Here is a 17322-nt window from a genome sequence, read left to right as displayed (position 1 = left end):
CCCCATGAGCAAGATCCTGATCCGTGGTGCGAAGGTGCTCGGCGGCGAGCCGCAGGACGTCCTGATCGACGGCGAGGTCATCGAGGCGGTCGGCACCGGTCTGTCCGCCGACGGCGCGGAGGTCGTCGAGGCCGACGGCAAGGTGCTGCTGCCCGGCCTGGTCGACCTGCACACCCACCTGCGCGAGCCCGGCCGCGAGGACTCCGAGACCGTCCTGACCGGCACCCGCGCGGCCGCCTCCGGCGGCTACACCACCGTGTTCGCCATGGCCAACACCTTCCCGGTCGCGGACACCGCCGGTGTGGTCGAGCAGGTCTGGCGGCTCGGCCGCGAGTACGGCTACTGCGACGTGCAGCCCATCGGCGCCGTCACCGTCGGCCTCCAGGGCAAGAAGCTCGCCGAGCTGGGCGCCATGCACGACTCGGCCGCCGGCGTCACCGTCTTCTCCGACGACGGCAAGTGCGTCGACGACGCCGTGATCATGCGCCGCGCGCTGGAGTACGTGAAGGCCTTCGGCGGTGTCGTAGCCCAGCACGCGCAGGAGCCGCGGCTGACCGAGGGCGCCCAGATGAACGAGGGCGTCGTCTCCGCCGAGCTGGGCCTGGTCGGCTGGCCGGCCGTCGCCGAGGAGTCGGTCATCGCCCGGGACGTCCTGCTCGCCGAGCACGTCGGCTCCCGCCTGCACATCTGCCACCTGTCCACGGCCGGCTCGGTCGAGATCATCCGCTGGGCCAAGTCCCGCGGCATCCAGGTCACCGCCGAGGTCTGCCCGCACCACCTGCTCCTGACCGAGGAGATGGTGCGCACCTACAACCCGGCCTACAAGGTCAACCCGCCGCTGCGCACCGAGCGCGACGTCATGGCCCTGCGCGAGGCGCTCGCCGACGGCACGATCGACATCGTCGCCACCGACCACGCCCCGCACCCGCACGAGGACAAGGACTGCGAGTGGGCCGCGGCCGCCATGGGCATGGTCGGCCTGGAGACCGCCCTGTCGGTGGTCCAGGAGACCATGGTCGAGACCGGCCTGCTGGACTGGGCGGGCGTCGCCGACCGCATGTCCTTCACGCCCGCGCGCATCGGACAGGCCTCCGGACAGGGACGGCCCGTCTCGCCGGGTGAGCCCGCCAACCTCACCCTCGTCGACACCGCATACCGTGGACAGGTGGACCCCGCGGGCTTCGCCTCGCGCAGCCGCAACACCCCCTACGAGGGCCGCGAGCTGCCGGGCCGTGTCACCCACACCTGGCTGCGGGGCAAGGCGACGCTCATCGACGGGAAGCTCACGTGACACCTGCAACTCTGCTGGCCACCGGTCTCACCGCCACCCTGGCGGACGAGAAGAAATCCGCCGCGGTGACCGACTGGGGCGCCCGCGTCGGATGGCTCGTCGGCCTCGTCCTCTTCGTCGCCCTCCTCTACTGGCTGATGCGCGAGGGCTGGAAGTGGCGCGGCACCCTCCAGGGCGACCTGCCGGAACTTCCCAGCGCGCCGGAGGAGTCCGGCCCGGCGAAACTGAAGCTGAGCGGCCGCTACCACGGCTCCACCACCGCCGGGCAGTGGCTGGACCGCATCGTGGCCCACGGCCTCGGCACCCGCAGCCGGGTCGAGCTCACCCTGACGGACGCGGGCCTGGACGTCGTACGCCCCGGAGCGGACGACTTCTTCGTCCCCGCCGCCGCGCTGCGCGGCGCCCGGCTGGACAAGGGCATCGCCGGCAAGGTCCTCACCGAGGGCGGACTGCTGGTCGTGACCTGGGCGCACGGCGACAAGGAGATCGACTCCGGCTTCCGCTCCGAGCACGCGGCCGAGCACGCCGAATGGGTCGACACCCTGAACCACATGATCAACGACACGGAAGGCGCACGATGACCACCTCCACCAGGGGAGCCGCCAGGACTCCCGCCGTACTCGTCCTGGAGGACGGCCGCATCTTCCGCGGCCGCGCCTACGGGGCCGTGGGGGAGACCTTCGGCGAGGCCGTGTTCTCCACCGGCATGACCGGCTACCAGGAGACCCTGACCGACCCGTCGTACGACCGCCAGATCGTCGTCGCGACCGCCCCGCAGATCGGCAACACCGGCTGGAACGACGAGGACGACGAGTCCAGCCGCATCTGGGTCTCCGGCTACGTCGTGCGCGACCCCGCCCGCGTGCCGTCCAACTGGCGCGCCAAGCGCTCCCTGGACGACGAGCTGAACGCGCAGAACGTGGTCGGCATCTCCGGGATCGACACCCGCGCCCTCACCCGCCACCTGCGCGAGCGCGGCTCGATGCGCGCCGGCATCTTCTCCGGCGAGGCGATCGCCTCCGAGGCCGAGCTGCTGGAGCGGGTCCAGGCCCAGCCCCACATGAAGGGCGCGAGCCTCTACGAGGAGGTCGCCACCAAGGAGGCCTACGTCGTCCCGGCGATCGGCGAGAAGAAGTTCACCGTCGCCGCGATCGACCTCGGCATCAAGGGCATGACCCCGCACCGCATGGCCGAGCGCGGCATAGAGGTGCACGTCCTCCCGGCCACCGCCACGGTGGAGGACGTCTACGCCGTCAACCCCGACGGCGTGTTCTTCTCCAACGGCCCCGGCGACCCCGCCACGGCCGACGGCCCGGTCGCGCTGATGACCGCCGTCCTGGAGCGGAAGACCCCGCTCTTCGGCATCTGCTTCGGCAACCAGATCCTCGGCCGCGCCCTCGGCTTCGGCACCTACAAGCTGAAGTACGGCCACCGCGGCATCAACCAGCCGGTCCAGGACCGCACCACCGGCAAGGTCGAGGTCACCGCGCACAACCACGGCTTCGCCGTGGACGCGCCGCTCGACCGGGTCAGCGACACGAAGTTCGGCCGCGCCGAGGTGTCGCATGTCTGCCTGAACGACAACGTCGTGGAGGGGCTCCAGCTGCTCGACCAGCCCGCCTTCTCCGTCCAGTACCACCCCGAAGCGGCAGCCGGCCCGCACGACGCCGCCTACCTGTTCGACCGCTTCACGTCTTTGATGAGCACAGCTCCGATGGAGGGCCAGCGTGCCTAAGCGCACCGATATCCAGTCCGTCCTGGTCATCGGCTCCGGCCCGATCGTCATCGGCCAGGCCGCCGAGTTCGACTACTCCGGCACCCAGGCGTGCCGCGTGCTCAAGGCCGAAGGCCTGCGCGTCATCCTCGTCAACTCCAACCCGGCGACGATCATGACCGACCCGGAGATCGCCGACGCGACCTACGTCGAGCCGATCACCCCCGAGTTCGTCGAGAAGATCATCGCCAAGGAGCGTCCCGACGCGCTGCTGCCCACCCTGGGCGGCCAGACCGCGCTCAACACCGCCATCGCGCTCGACAAGGCCGGCACGCTCGACAAGTACGGCGTCGAGCTCATCGGCGCCAACGTCGAGGCGATCAACAAGGGCGAGGACCGCGACCTCTTCAAGGACGTCGTCGAGGTGGTCCGCGAGAAGATCGGACACGGCGAGTCCGCCCGCTCGGTCATCTGCCACTCCATGGACGACGTCCTCAAGGGCGTCGAGACGCTCGGCGGCTACCCGGTCGTCGTCCGTCCCTCCTTCACCATGGGCGGCGCCGGCTCCGGCTTCGCCCACGACGAGGACGAGCTGCGCCGCATCGCAGGCCAGGGCCTCACGCTCTCCCCGACCACCGAGGTGCTCCTGGAGGAGTCCATCCTCGGCTGGAAGGAGTACGAGCTTGAGCTGATGCGCGACAAGAACGACAACGTCGTGGTCGTCTGCTCCATCGAGAACTTCGACCCGATGGGCGTGCACACCGGCGACTCGATCACCGTCGCGCCCTCGATGACGCTGACCGACCGCGAGTACCAGCTCCTGCGGGACATCGGCATCGCGATCATCCGCGAGGTCGGCGTCGACACCGGCGGCTGCAACATCCAGTTCGCGATCAACCCCGAGGACGGTCGCGTGATCGTCATCGAGATGAACCCGCGCGTCTCCCGCTCCTCCGCCCTCGCCTCCAAGGCGACCGGCTTCCCCATCGCCAAGATCGCCGCGAAGCTCGCCGTCGGATACACCCTCGACGAGATCCCGAACGACATCACGCGGGAGACCCCGGCCTCCTTCGAGCCCACGCTCGACTACGTGGTCGTCAAGGCCCCGCGCTTCGCCTTCGAGAAGTTCCCGCAGGCCGACTCCACGCTGACCACCACGATGAAGTCGGTCGGCGAGGCCATGGCCATCGGCCGCAACTTCACCGAGGCCTTCCAGAAGGCGATGCGCTCGCTGGAGAAGAAGGGCAGCCAGTTCACGTTCGTGGGTGACCCCGGCGACAAGGACGAGCTGCTGCGCGAGGCCGTACGGCCCACCGACGGCCGGGTCAACACGGTCATGCAGGCCATCCGCGCGGGCGCCACCCCCGAGGAGGTCTTCGAGTACACGAAGATCGACCCGTGGTTCGTGGACCAGCTCTTCCTGATCAAGGAGGTCGCGGACGAGCTGGCCCAGGCCCCCGAGCTGACCGCCGAGCTGATCGCCGAGGCCAAGCGGCACGGCTTCTCCGACCACCAGATCGGTGAGATCCGGGGCCTGCGCGAGGACGTCGTCCGCGAGGTCCGGCACGCGCTCGGCATCCGCCCGGTCTACAAGACGGTCGACACCTGCGCCGCCGAGTTCGCCGCGAAGACGCCGTACTTCTACTCCTCCTACGACGAGGAGAGCGAGGTCGCGCCCCGGACCAAGCCCGCGGTGATCATCCTGGGCTCCGGCCCCAACCGCATCGGCCAGGGCATCGAGTTCGACTACTCCTGCGTCCACGCCTCCTTCGCGCTGTCCGACGCCGGGTACGAGACCGTGATGGTCAACTGCAACCCCGAGACCGTCTCCACCGACTACGACACCTCCGACCGGCTGTACTTCGAGCCGCTCACGCTGGAGGACGTCCTGGAGATCGTCCACGCGGAGGCGCAGGCCGGCCCGATCGCCGGTGTGATCGTGCAGCTGGGCGGCCAGACGCCGCTCGGTCTCGCGCAGGCGCTGAAGGACAACGGGGTACCGGTCGTCGGCACCCCGCCCGAGGCGATCCACGCCGCCGAGGACCGCGGCGCCTTCGGCCGCGTCCTCGCCGAGGCCGGCCTGCCGGCCCCGAAGCACGGCACGGCCACCACCTTCGAGGAGGCCAAGGCCATCGCCGACGAGATCGGATACCCGGTCCTCGTCCGCCCCTCCTACGTCCTCGGCGGCCGCGGCATGGAGATCGTCTACGACGAGACCCGCCTCGCCTCCTACATCGCCGAGTCGACCGAGATCAGCCCCTCCCGGCCGGTCCTCGTCGACCGCTTCCTGGACGACGCCATCGAGATCGACGTCGACGCCCTCTACGACGGCGAGGAGCTGTACCTCGGCGGCGTCATGGAGCACATCGAGGAGGCCGGCATCCACTCCGGCGACTCGGCGTGCGCCCTGCCCCCGATCACCCTCGGCGGGTTCGACATCAAGCGCCTGCGCGCCTCCACCGAGGCCATCGCCAAGGGCGTCGGTGTGCGCGGCCTGATCAACATCCAGTTCGCGATGGCCGGCGACATCCTCTACGTCCTGGAGGCCAACCCGCGCGCCTCCCGCACGGTCCCCTTCACCTCCAAGGCGACCGCGGTCCCGCTCGCCAAGGCCGCCGCCCGCATCTCGCTCGGCGCGACCATCGCCGAGCTGCGCGAGGAGGGCCTGCTGCCGAGGACCGGCGACGGCGGCGAGATGCCGCTGGACGCGCCGATCTCCGTCAAGGAGGCCGTCATGCCCTGGTCGCGCTTCCGCGACATCCAGGGCCGCGGCGTGGACACCGTCCTCGGGCCGGAGATGCGCTCCACCGGCGAGGTCATGGGCATCGACTCCGTCTTCGGCACGGCGTACGCCAAGTCGCAGGCGGGCGCCTACGGCCCGCTGCCCACCAAGGGCCGCGCGTTCATCTCGGTCGCCAACCGCGACAAGCGCTCGATGATCTTCCCGGCCCGCGAGCTGGTCGCCCACGGCTTCGAGCTGATGGCCACCTCCGGCACGGCCGAGGTCCTCAAGCGCAACGGCATCAACGCCACGGTCGTCCGCAAGCAGTCCGAGGGCCCCGGCCCGGACGGCGAGCGGACCATCGTCCAGCTGATCCACGACGGCGAGGTCGACCTCATCGTCAACACCCCCTACGGCACCGGCGGCCGCCTCGACGGCTACGACATCCGTACGGCGGCCGTGGCCCGCTCGGTCCCGTGCCTGACGACCGTCCAGGCGCTCGCCGCGGCCGTCCAGGGCATCGACGCCCTCAACCACGGAGACGTGGGCGTCCGCTCGCTCCAGGAGCACGCCGAACACCTGACGGCATCCCGCGACTAGCGGCCCTTCGAGGGGGACACCGGAAACGGTGTCCCCCTCTTCATGAGCCCCCTCTTCATGAGCCCCCTCTTCATGAGCCCCCGCCTTCATGAGCCCCCGCCTTCATGAGTGACTGAGGACTTCCGAGATGTACAAGTACTTCTTCCGTCTGGTCTTCCAGCGGATGGACCCGGAGCAGGCCCACCACCTGGCCTTCCGCTGGATCCGCCTCGCCGCCCGCGTCCCCGTGCTGCGCACCTTCGCCGCGGCCGTGCTCGCGCCCCGCCACAAGGAGCTGCGCACGGAGGCCCTCGGGCTGCGCATGCACGGGCCGTTCGGGCTCGCCGCCGGCTTCGACAAGAACGCCGTCGCGATCGACGGCATGTCGATGCTCGGCTTCGACCACGTCGAGATCGGCACGGTCACCGGCGAGGCCCAGCCCGGCAACCCCAAAAAGCGGCTGTTCCGGCTCGTCGCCGACCGCGCGCTGATCAACCGCATGGGCTTCAACAACGACGGCTCCCTCGCCGTCGCGGCCCGCCTCGCCACGCGCGAGCCCGTCTTCAAGACCGTCGTGGGCGTCAACATCGGCAAGACCAAGGCCGTACCCGAGGCGGACGCCGTCGGCGACTACGTGAAGTCCGCCGAGCGCCTGGCGCCCTACGCCGACTACCTCGTCGTCAACGTCTCCTCGCCCAACACGCCCGGCCTGCGGAACCTCCAGGCCACCGAGGCGCTGCGCCCGCTGCTGAGCGCCGTGCGCGAGGCCGCCGACCGCGTGGTCGCCCACCGCCGGGTGCCGCTCCTGGTGAAGATCGCCCCCGACCTCGCCGACGAGGACGTCGACGCCGTCGCCGACCTGGCCGTGGAACTGGGCCTGGACGGCATCATCGCCACGAACACCACCATCGCGCGTGAGGGCCTCGGCCTGAAGTCCGGAGCCTCCCTGGTGAAGGAGACCGGCGGTCTGTCCGGCGCACCGCTCAAGGCACGCTCCCTGGAGGTCCTGCGCCGCCTCTACGCGCGCGTGGGCGACCGGATCACCCTGGTGGGCGTCGGCGGCATCGAGACCGCCGAGGACGCCTGGCAGCGCATCCTCGCCGGTGCCACGCTGGTGCAGGGGTACAGCGCCTTCGTCTACGAGGGCCCCTTCTGGTCCCGCGCGATCCACAAGGGCCTCGCCGCGCGGCTGCGCACCAGCCCGTACGCCACCCTCGCCGACGCCGTCGGTGCCGATGTGAGGAAGACCGCATGACGCTCCTGGAACCCTTCGGCGCCCGGCTGCGCCGCGCCATGGACGAGCGCGGCCCGCTGTGCGTGGGCATCGACCCGCACGCCTCCCTGCTCACCGAGTGGGGCCTGGACGACGACGTGGCCGGCCTGGAGCGGTTCAGCCGCACGGTGGTCGAGGCGGTGGCCGACCGGGTCGCCGTCATGAAGCCGCAGAGCGCCTTCTTCGAGCGGTTCGGCTCGCGCGGCGTCGCCGTGCTGGAGCGGGTGGTCCAGGAGGCGCGCGCGGCCGGCACCCTGGTCGTGATGGACGCCAAGCGCGGCGACATCGGCTCGACCATGGCCGGCTACGCCGAGGCCTTCCTGCACAAGGACGCCCCGCTGTTCTCCGACGCCCTCACCGTCTCGCCCTACCTCGGCTACGGCTCGCTCAGCCCCGCCGTCGCGCTGGCCCGGGAGAGCGGCGCCGGCTTGTTCGTCCTGGCCCTGACCTCGAACCCGGAGGGCCCGGAGGTCCAGCACGCGGTGCGTGCCGACGGCCGCACCGTGGGCGCGACCATGCTGGCCCACCTGGCCGCCGAGAACGCGGGCGAGGAGCCGCTCGGCTCCTTCGGCGCGGTCGTCGGCGCCACGGTCGGCGACCTGTCGTCGTACGACCTCGCCATCAACGGCCCGCTCCTCGCGCCCGGCGTCGGCGCGCAGGGGGCGACTCCGGCCGACCTGCCCGCGGTCTTCGGGGCGGCGGTGCGCAACGTCGTGCCGAACGTCAGCCGGGGTGTGCTTCGTCACGGTCCCGACGTGGGCGCGCTGCGCGGTGCCACGGAGCGCTTCGCGGAAGAGATCCGGACCGCTCTGGAGGGCGTCTGATCCCGCCGTTCGCGGCTCCGGCGACACCCGACGGGGCTGCTCAGGTGTGAATACAACCTCAAATCCGGGGCACTATGCCTTAAATGTCTGGCCTGGCCAAGGCTGACCAGGACTTTTCCGCTGTTCTCGCTGACTCCGGCGGACTTGGCCGCTAGTCTCCGAGCAGTGGGGGCACCTCCCACGCCCCGCAAGGCAGTGGGGGAGAGCGGGCAGCGTGTTGCTCGTAGCTCCCCAGGTGTGGGGCGACTAGGTTCCTCACCGGTCCGTATCCGACAGTTCGACATCCGAGGTGACGTAGGCGTGGCTCTTCCGCCCCTTACCCCTGAACAGCGCGCAGCCGCGCTCGAAAAGGCCGCCGCGGCTCGCCGGGAGCGGGCCGAGGTCAAGAATCGACTCAAGCACTCCGGCGCCTCCCTGCACGAGGTCATCAAGCAGGGCCAGGAGAACGACGTCATCGGCAAGATGAAGGTCTCCGCACTGCTCGAGTCCCTGCCGGGCGTGGGCAAGGTCCGCGCCAAGCAGATCATGGAGCGACTCGGCATCTCCGAGAGCCGCCGTGTGCGTGGTCTCGGTACCAACCAGATCGCTTCCCTGGAGCGTGAGTTCGGCAGCACCGGCTCCTGAGTCCGCGTTCCTGCGGACCAGGAGTCCCGGGCATACCGGGATTGCTGGAATAATCGCTGCATGAGTGAACGTCCGCGGCTGACCGTGCTCTCCGGCCCCTCCGGGGTCGGCAAGAGCACGGTCGTCGCCCATATGCGCAAGGAACACCCCGAGCACTGGCTCTCGGTGTCGGCGACCACCCGCAAGCCCCGCCCCGGGGAGCAGCACGGAGTCCACTACTTCTTCGTCACCGACGAGGAGATGGACAAGCTGATCGCCAACGGCGAGCTGCTCGAGTGGGCCGAGTTCGCCGGCAACCGTTACGGCACGCCCCGTGCTGCCGTCATGGAGCGGCTGGAGAACGGCGAGCCCGTCCTGCTGGAGATCGACCTCCAGGGCGCCCGACAGGTCCGCGAGTCCATGCCCGAGGCTCGGCTCGTGTTCCTGGCTCCGCCCTCCTGGGACGAGCTGGTGCGCAGGCTGACCGGCCGGGGGACCGAGTCGCCCGAGGTCATCGAGCGCCGTCTGGAGGCGGCCAGGACCGAGCTGGCGGCCGAGCCGGAGTTCGACGTGACCCTTGTCAACACCTCCGTCGAGGACGTGGCCCGCGAGCTGCTAGCCTTGATGGACGTTGTGTGATCGTGACTGCCGTCCAGCGAACGGTGTCCACCGGTCACATCGACTGATTCTTTCCCATCCATCGGAAGGCAGAGCGTGTCCTCTTCCATCACCGCGCCCGAGGGCATCATCAACCCTCCGATCGACGAGCTCCTCGAGGCCACCGACTCGAAGTACAGCCTCGTGATCTACGCGGCCAAGCGTGCCCGTCAGATCAACGCGTACTACTCGCAGCTCGGTGAGGGTCTCCTCGAGTACGTCGGTCCGCTCGTCGACACCCACGTCCACGAGAAGCCGCTTTCGATCTCCCTGCGTGAGATCAACGCCGGTCTGCTGACGTCCGAGGCCATCGAGGGCCCCGCGCAGTAGTACCGTCAGATCGCGTTTGACTTATCCACAGGCCCGGCAGTCATGCTGCCGGGCCTGTGGTGTGTGATGGTCCCGTACGGTGCCGAACCGGGGAGAGACGGTGGAGACGGTGGACACAGCGACGGCGGACAAGCCGAGGGTCGTTCTGGGGGTCAGCGGCGGGATCGCCGCGTACAAGGCCTGTGAGCTGCTGAGGCGGTTCACGGAGTCGGGCCATGACGTACGCGTGGTGCCGACCGCCTCCGCGCTGCACTTCGTCGGCGCCGCCACCTGGTCCGCCCTGTCCGGCAACCCGGTGTCCACCGAGGTCTGGGACGCCGTCCACGAGGTCCCGCACGTCCGCATCGGCCAGCACGCCGACCTCGTCGTCGTGGCCCCCGCCACGGCCGACATGCTCGCCAAGGCCGCCCACGGCCTCGCCGACGACCTGCTGACCAACACGCTCCTGACGGCCCGCTGTCCGGTCGTCTTCGCCCCCGCGATGCACACCGAGATGTGGGAGCACCCCGCCACCCAGGAGAACGTGGCCACCCTGCGCCGCCGCGGCGCCGTCGTCATCGAGCCCGCCGTCGGCCGCCTCACCGGCGTCGACACCGGCAAGGGGCGGCTGCCCGACCCCGGCGAGATCTTCGAGGTCTGCCGCCGGGTGCTGGCCCGCGGCGTCACCGAGCCCGACCTCAGGGGCCGGCACGTCGTCGTATCCGCCGGTGGCACCCGTGAGCCGCTCGACCCGGTCCGCTTCCTCGGCAACCGCTCCTCCGGCAAGCAGGGCTACGCCCTCGCGCGTACGGCCGCGGCCCGCGGCGCCCGTGTGACACTCGTCGCGGCCAACACCGGCATGCCCGACCCGGCCGGCGTCGACGTCGTCCAGGTCGGCACCGCCGTACAGCTGCGCGAGGCCGTCCTCAAGGCCGCGGCCGACGCCGACGCCGTGGTCATGGCCGCCGCCGTCGCCGACTTCCGCCCGGCCGCCTACGCCGCCGGGAAGATCAAGAAGAAGGACGGCCAGGACCCCGAGCCCGTCGTCCTGGTCCGCAATCCCGACGTCCTCGCCGAGATCTCGGCCGACCGCGCCCGTCCCGGGCAGGTCGTCGTGGGCTTCGCCGCCGAGACCGACGACGTGCTGGCCAACGGCCGCGCCAAGCTGGCCCGCAAGGGCTGCGACCTGCTCGTGGTCAACGAGGTCGGGGAGCGCAAGACCTTCGGTTCGGAGGAGAACGAGGCCCTGATCCTGGGAGCCGACGGCAGCGAGACCCCCGTGCCGCATGGTCCGAAGGAGGCCCTCGCCGAGACGGTCTGGGATCTCGTGGCATCCCGTCTGGGTTGACCTGATTCGGCCGTCCGTGCCGTGATTCCTTCCGCCATTAGACGGTTTTTCCCGGCTCGCGAAGCACCGTGGAGAGCCCGGCCGAGGCCGCCGGGCCTTGCGGGAGAGGGCCGTGCCGCAGGTCACAGCGCTCCCGAGAGGCGAGACATGTGGGCCGAACGGCACGTGCGACCGATAAACTGTTCTCGGACGACGTCGGGCGCAGCCCCCGGCAAGTCCGCCAAATGATCAGCCAGCAGCCGCTGCAAACCCAGGGAGCGTTGTGTCCCGTCGCCTGTTCACCTCGGAGTCCGTGACCGAGGGTCACCCCGACAAGATCGCTGACCAGATCAGCGACACCATTCTCGACGCGCTTCTGCGCGAGGACCCGTCTTCCCGGGTCGCCGTCGAGACGCTGATCACCACCGGCCTGGTGCACGTGGCCGGCGAGGTGACGACCAAGGCCTACGCGGACATCCCGAACCTGGTCCGCAGCAAGATCCTCGAGATCGGTTACGACTCCTCGAAGAAGGGCTTCGACGGCGCCTCCTGCGGCGTGTCGGTGTCCATCGGCGCGCAGTCCCCGGACATCGCGCAGGGTGTGGACACCGCCTACGAGTCCCGCGTCGAGGGCGACGAGGACGAGCTGGACCGCCAGGGCGCCGGTGACCAGGGCCTGATGTTCGGCTACGCGTCGGACGAGACGCCGACCCTGATGCCGCTGCCGGTCTTCCTGGCGCACCGCCTGTCCAAGCGCCTCTCCGAGGTCCGCAAGAACGGCACCATCCCCTACCTGCGCCCCGACGGCAAGACGCAGGTCACCATCGAGTACGACGGTGACAAGGCCGTCCGTCTCGACACGGTCGTGGTCTCCTCCCAGCACGCCTCGGACATCGACCTGGAGTCCCTGCTGACTCCCGACATCCGCGAGTTCGTGGTCGAGCCCGAGCTGAAGGCGCTCCTCGAGGACGGCATCAAGCTGGACACCGAGGGCTACCGCCTGCTGGTCAACCCGACCGGCCGTTTCGAGATCGGCGGCCCGATGGGCGACGCCGGCCTGACCGGCCGCAAGATCATCATCGACACGTACGGCGGCATGGCCCGCCACGGTGGCGGCGCCTTCTCGGGCAAGGACCCGTCCAAGGTCGACCGTTCCGCGGCGTACGCGATGCGCTGGGTCGCCAAGAACGTGGTGGCGGCGGGTCTGGCCTCGCGCTGCGAGGTCCAGGTCGCGTACGCGATCGGCAAGGCCGAGCCGGTCGGTCTGTTCGTCGAGACCTTCGGCACCAACAAGGTCGAGACCGACAGGATCGAGAAGGCGATCGACGAGGTCTTCGACCTCCGCCCGGCCGCCATCATCCGCGACCTCGACCTGCTGCGTCCGATCTACGCCCAGACGGCCGCCTACGGCCACTTCGGCCGCGAGCTCCCCGACTTCACCTGGGAGCGCACCGACCGCGTGGACGCCCTGCGCAAGGCCGCCGGCCTGTAGGTCCCGCACGGCTCTCGCACCGAGGCCCGGCTCCCCTTCGGGAGCCGGGCCTCGGCGTGTTCCGGCCACACGGGGGCCGGGGGCACTCGGGCGGACCTTGCCCGGCGGGTCGTTTGTCAGTGGGGTTTGGTAAGAATGCAAGCGTGAGCAGGGAGAACGTGCCGGGGGACGGCGGGGCCGAGGCGGCGCCGCCGGAGCAGCTCGCCTTCATCCGGGAGGCCGTGCGTTCCGCCGACGTGCCGCGGGCCAAGCCTCGGACCTGGCGGGGGGCCGCGCTCGCCAGGGAACTGCCGGTCGCGCGGGTGCTCGTGGACAAGGGCGTGCTGCACCTCGACCGGTACTTCGACTACGCCGTTCCCGAGGAACTGGACGCCGAGGCCCAGCCCGGGGTGCGGGTGCGCGTGCGGTTCGGGGCCGGGCGGCATCGCGTGCGGGACGGACGCCGTGAGGGCGGCGGCCTCATCGACGGCTTCCTCATCGAGCGGCGGGCCGAGTCCGACTACTCGGGGCCCTTGGCCGCCCTCGCCCAGGTCGTGTCGCCCGAGCCGGTGCTCGGCGAGGAACTGCTGGGGCTCGCGCGCGCTGTCGCCGACCGGTACGCGGGCAGCCTCGCCGATGTGCTGCAGCTCGCCGTACCCCCGCGCAGCGCGCGGGCCGAGAAGCGGCCGTCTCCCGCGCCCCTGCCACCGCCCCCGGCACCGGACGCCGGGTCGTGGGCGCGGTACGAGCACGGGCCGGGCTTCCTGGAGTCGCTGGCCTCCGGAGGCGCGCCCAGGGCCGTGTGGAACGCCCTGCCGGGACCGGGCTGGAGCGAGGAACTGGCCCGGGCCGTCGCCGCCACGCTCGCCTCGGGACGCGGCGCGCTCGTCGTCGTACCGGACGGCCGGGCCGCCGCGCGGGTCGACGCCGCGCTGACCGCGCTGCTCGGCGAGGGGCGGCACGCGCTGCTCACCGCCGACGCCGGCCCCGAGAAGCGGTACGCGCAGTGGCTCGCGGTGCGACGGGGGTCCGTACGGGCCGTCGTGGGGACGCGGGCCGCCATGTTCGCGCCCGTCCACGACCTCGGGCTCGTGGCCGTCTGGGACGACGGCGACGACAACCTCAGCGAGCAGCACGCCCCGCAGCCGCACGCACGTGACGTGCTGCTGTTGCGGGCCGGACTGGACAAGTGCGGGTTCCTGCTGGGGAGCTGGAGCTGCACGGTGGAGGCCGCGCAGCTCGTGGACAGCGGCTGGGCGCGCCCGCTGCTCGCCGGGCGCGAGCAGGTGCGGCGGGCCGCGCCTTTGGTGCGGACCGTGGGAGACGAGGACCTGGCGCGCGACGAGGCCGCCCGCGCCGCCCGGCTGCCGACCCTCGCGTGGCAGGTGGTCCGCGAGGGGCTGCGGCACGGGCCGGTGCTGGTCCAGGTGCCCCGGCGCGGGTACGTGCCGCGTCTGGCCTGCGCTCAGTGCCGGGCCCCCGCGCGCTGCCGGCACTGCGCGGGGCCGCTCCTGGCTCAGGAGGCGGGTGAGCTGCGGTGCGAGTGGTGCGGCCGTGACGAGGGCGCCTGGCACTGCCCGGAGTGCGGCGGCTTCCGCCTCCGGGCCCAGGTGGTCGGGGCGCGCCGTACGGCCGAGGAACTCGGGCGGGCCTTCCCCGCCGTACCGGTGCGCACCTCCGGGCGCGAGCATGTGCTCGACACGGTGCCCGGCGCACCCGCGCTGGTCGTGAGCACGCCGGGCGCCGAGCCGGTGGCCGAGGGCGGCTACGCGGCCGCTCTGTTGCTGGACGGCTGGGCCATGCTCGGGCGTCCGGACCTGCGGGCCGGCGAGGACGCGCTGCGTCGGTGGATGGCCGCGGCCGCGCTGGTACGGCCGCAGGGGGAAGGCGGGACGGTGGCCGTCGTGGCCGAGCCGACGCTGCGGCCCGTCCAGGCACTCGTGCGCTGGGACCCGGTCGGGTACGCGATGCGAGAGCTGGCCGAGCGGGCCGAGCTGGGGTTCCCGCCGGTGTCGCGGATGGCGGCCGTGTCCGGGACGCCCGAGGCCGTGGCGGAGTTCCTGGCGGCCGTCGAGCTCCCGCCGGACGCGGAGGTGCTGGGACCGGTCCCGCTGCCGCCCACCCTGCCGGGACGGCCGCGCAGGCCCGGGGCGCCGCCGCCGGGCGAGCAGTGGGAGCGGGCGCTGGTGCGGGTGCCGCGGGGGAGCGGTGCCACGCTGGCCGACGCCCTGAAGGCGGCGCAGGCCGCGCGCATGGCGCGGGGGAGCGGGGAAGCGGTGCGGGTACGGATCGACCCGCCGGACATCGGCTGACGGGCGGGGCGGGGCGGGGCGGGGCGAGGCGGGGGCGGGCGCGGGGGCCGTCCGGCACCGGCTCCGGGGCGGCGGTGGGGCCCTGGCGATGGCCGCCCGGCATCAGGGCGCGTATTTCTGCCGGTCGTCCGGCCTGCCGTCCGTCCTGCCGTCCGTCCTGCCGTCCGGCCGAGCGTCCTGCCGAGCATCCGTCCGGTCGTCCGGCTTCGGTGGGCGGGGCACGCGCGGCTTCCGTGGGCGGGTCGCGGTCCGGGCGCGGCTGACCGTCGGTGGCCTGGCCTGGCCTGGACTGGACTGTGCGTACGACTGCCCTCCCGGAGCTCCCGGGAGGGCGGCGGAGGTGGGGTTCGGTGGGGCAGGTCAGCCGTTGCGGGGGCCGGGGAAGGCCGTCGGGCGGACCTCGTCGCGGAGCGTGGGGCTGCCGGCGGTCGGTTGTGTCGGCATGGAACGGGCCGCGGGGACGGTCGGTACGGCGGGCAGGGTGGTGTTGAGGGTGCGGGTGCCCGAGGGCTCCGTCGTCCGCTCGGCGGCGGCCGCCGCCTGGGCCGCGGCACGGCGGGCGCCGTAGCGGCGGTGCACCGCCTGCTTGGTGACGCCGAGCGCCGAGCCGACCGCGTCCCACGAGAAGCCGAGCGAGCGGTCGAAGTCCACGGCGGCGGTGACCAGGGTCTCGACGCTGTCCCGGAGTTCCTGGGCGAGGCGGACCGTGGGGGCGGGAGCCCGCCCGTAGACGACGAAGCCCGTGGACGGGCCGGAGCGGCGCGGGCGGTAGACGTTGCCCAGCTGGGCGGTGAGCGTGCGCAGTGCGTCCACCTGGCGGCGGACCCGCTCGATGTCCCGCACCAGCAAGTGCAGGCTGGCCCGGGCCTGGGCGTCGTGGGTTGCGTGGTCGGCCATGAACAAGCCTCTCGAACCGGCGTTGAAAGGAATTGGGCGGCGAAAGCGGCCCGGTGTGGTCAACTCTTTCTTGACCAACGCGTGTGCGCTCCGCTGGTCACGGGGTGGGGGCGTGCGGGCATATGCGTACGCCGTCGGCCACCCGCGCACCACCCGTTTCCCGAGGCAGGCGAGGCGGGGCGGCCCGTGGGGTGCCGGCCCCGTCGGACGGCTCGCCCGGCCGGGCGGCCCGTGGGGCTGTTCGGGGGTGGCTGTCCGCCCGTGTCCGGTCGCATGATCGTGGTCATAGACTTGTACGTCGCCCGTGTTCACGCTGTCCGAGAGGCTCCGATCCGCCCATGAAGCTCGTCTTCGCCGGTACCCCCGAGGTCGCCGTTCCCGCCCTGGACGCTCTGATCGCCTCCGGGCGGCACGAGGTGGCCGCCGTCGTCACGCGGCCGGACGCGCCGGCCGGACGGGGGCGCAGGCTGGTCGCGTCACCCGTGGCGGAGCGGGCGGAGGAGGCCGGGATCGAGGTGCTCAAGCCGGTCAGGCCGCGCGATCCCGAGTTCCTGGAGCGGCTGAGGGAGATCGGGCCGGACTGCTGCCCCGTCGTCGCCTACGGCGCCCTGCTGCCGAAGGTCGCCCTCGACATCCCCGCCCACGGCTGGGTCAACCTGCACTTCTCGCTGCTGCCCGCCTGGCGCGGAGCCGCGCCCGTGCAGCACTCCATCATGGCGGGGGACGAGATCACCGGTGCCTCCACCTTCCTCATCGAGGAGGGTCTGGACTCCGGACCCGTCTACGGCACCGTCACCGAGGAGATCCGCTCGACCGACACCAGCGGTGACCTGCTCACCCGGCTCGCCTTCGCCGGTTCGGGACTGCTCACCGCGACCATGGACGGGATCGAGGACGGCACTCTGAAGGCCGTACCGCAGCCGGCCGACGGCATCACCCTCGCGCCGAAGATCACCGTCGAGGGCGCCCAGGTGGACTGGGCGACGCCGGCGCTGCGGGTCGACCGGGTCGTGCGCGGATGCACCCCGGCGCCCGGCGCCTGGACCACCTTCCGGGGCGAGCGGCTCAAGCTCATCCAGGTCACCCCCGTGCCCGAGCGGACGGACCTCGCACCGGGCCGGATGGCCGTCGGCAAGAACAGCGTGCACGTGGGCACCGGGTCCTTCGCCGTCGAACTGCTGTGGGTGCAGGCCCAGGGCAAGAAGCCGATGCGGGCCGCCGACTGGGCGCGCGGGGTGCGTATCGCCGACGGGGAGACGCTCGGGGGCTGAGCCCGGCAGGTGGCGGCGCGAGTACCCCGACGTAGGCTGGACAAGCACACCTTTCTTCACATCCGGAGCACC

14 protein-coding genes are annotated in these 17322 nt (G+C 71.9%); 13 read left to right on the top strand and 1 reads right to left on the bottom strand.

Features of this window, described 5'->3' with window-relative positions; translation table 11 throughout:
• Positions 1–4 precede the first annotated feature (4 nt).
• The 12 genes from OIB37_RS07220 to OIB37_RS07165 all read left to right on the top strand — a co-directional run bounded on the left by OIB37_RS07220 (position 5) and on the right by OIB37_RS07165 (position 15082).
• Positions 5–1291 carry a dihydroorotase gene (locus OIB37_RS07220; RefSeq protein WP_330456693.1) on the top strand — a complete coding sequence of 429 codons (1287 nt, stop codon included), beginning with the start codon at positions 5–7 and terminating at the stop codon, positions 1289–1291.
• On the top strand, positions 1288–1872 hold the full coding sequence (locus OIB37_RS07215) for a PH-like domain-containing protein (RefSeq protein ID WP_330456692.1): 585 nt from the start codon (positions 1288–1290) through the stop codon (positions 1870–1872). Before OIB37_RS07220 ends, OIB37_RS07215 begins: the two co-directional genes overlap by 4 nt.
• A complete protein-coding gene (gene carA / locus OIB37_RS07210) occupies positions 1869–3026 on the top strand; it encodes a glutamine-hydrolyzing carbamoyl-phosphate synthase small subunit (protein WP_330456691.1) in 1158 nt (385 codons plus the stop codon). Before OIB37_RS07215 ends, carA begins: the two co-directional genes overlap by 4 nt.
• Positions 3019–6327: a carbamoyl-phosphate synthase large subunit gene (gene carB, locus OIB37_RS07205; protein WP_330456690.1), complete on the top strand. Its 3309-nt coding sequence runs from the start codon at positions 3019–3021 to the stop codon at positions 6325–6327. Before carA ends, carB begins: the two co-directional genes overlap by 8 nt.
• A gap of 127 nt (positions 6328–6454) precedes the next feature.
• Positions 6455–7561: a quinone-dependent dihydroorotate dehydrogenase gene (locus OIB37_RS07200; protein ID WP_330456689.1), complete on the top strand. Its 1107-nt coding sequence runs from the start codon at positions 6455–6457 to the stop codon at positions 7559–7561.
• A complete protein-coding gene (gene pyrF, locus OIB37_RS07195) occupies positions 7558–8403 on the top strand; it encodes an orotidine-5'-phosphate decarboxylase (protein WP_330456688.1) in 846 nt (281 codons plus the stop codon). The genes OIB37_RS07200 and pyrF overlap by 4 nt, the downstream gene beginning before the upstream one ends.
• Positions 8404–8703: 300 nt before the next feature.
• The gene (locus tag OIB37_RS07190; RefSeq protein WP_330456687.1) at positions 8704–9027 is read left to right on the top strand and encodes an integration host factor; all 324 of its coding nucleotides are present in this window, start codon (positions 8704–8706) and stop codon (positions 9025–9027) included.
• Between the two features lie 60 nt (positions 9028–9087).
• The gene (gene gmk / locus OIB37_RS07185) at positions 9088–9645 is read left to right on the top strand and encodes a guanylate kinase (protein ID WP_330456686.1); all 558 of its coding nucleotides are present in this window, start codon (positions 9088–9090) and stop codon (positions 9643–9645) included.
• Positions 9646–9720: 75 nt separating this feature from the next.
• A complete protein-coding gene (rpoZ, locus tag OIB37_RS07180) occupies positions 9721–9993 on the top strand; it encodes a DNA-directed RNA polymerase subunit omega (protein ID WP_039649019.1) in 273 nt (90 codons plus the stop codon).
• 109 nt (positions 9994–10102) lie between these two features.
• Positions 10103–11320 (top strand): bifunctional phosphopantothenoylcysteine decarboxylase/phosphopantothenate--cysteine ligase CoaBC, encoded by a 1218-nt coding sequence (coaBC, locus tag OIB37_RS07175; RefSeq protein ID WP_330456685.1) that lies wholly within the window; start codon positions 10103–10105, stop codon positions 11318–11320.
• Positions 11321–11582: 262 nt separating this feature from the next.
• Positions 11583–12791 (top strand): methionine adenosyltransferase, encoded by a 1209-nt coding sequence (gene metK, locus OIB37_RS07170; RefSeq protein WP_330456684.1) that lies wholly within the window; start codon positions 11583–11585, stop codon positions 12789–12791.
• Between the two features lie 143 nt (positions 12792–12934).
• Positions 12935–15082 (top strand): primosomal protein N', encoded by a 2148-nt coding sequence (locus tag OIB37_RS07165; RefSeq protein ID WP_330456683.1) that lies wholly within the window; start codon positions 12935–12937, stop codon positions 15080–15082.
• 360 nt (positions 15083–15442) lie between these two features.
• Here OIB37_RS07165 and OIB37_RS07160 read toward each other — a convergent pair whose 3' ends face one another.
• Positions 15443–15979 (bottom strand): hypothetical protein, encoded by a 537-nt coding sequence (locus OIB37_RS07160; RefSeq protein ID WP_330456682.1) that lies wholly within the window; start codon positions 15977–15979, stop codon positions 15443–15445.
• A 338-nt stretch (positions 15980–16317) separates the two neighbouring features.
• Here OIB37_RS07160 and fmt point away from each other — a divergent pair, with 338 nt between their 5' ends.
• Positions 16318–17250, top strand: a complete 933-nt coding sequence (gene fmt / locus OIB37_RS07155) for a methionyl-tRNA formyltransferase (protein WP_330456681.1) — start codon at positions 16318–16320, stop codon at positions 17248–17250.
• Positions 17251–17322: the final 72 nt, after the last annotated feature.

This window comes from Streptomyces sp. NBC_00820 (assembly GCF_036347055.1).
Lineage (GTDB): Bacteria > Actinomycetota > Actinomycetes > Streptomycetales > Streptomycetaceae > Streptomyces.
Note: the sequence above shows the minus strand (reverse complement) of the source record. Positions and strands in the feature narration are given on the sequence as shown.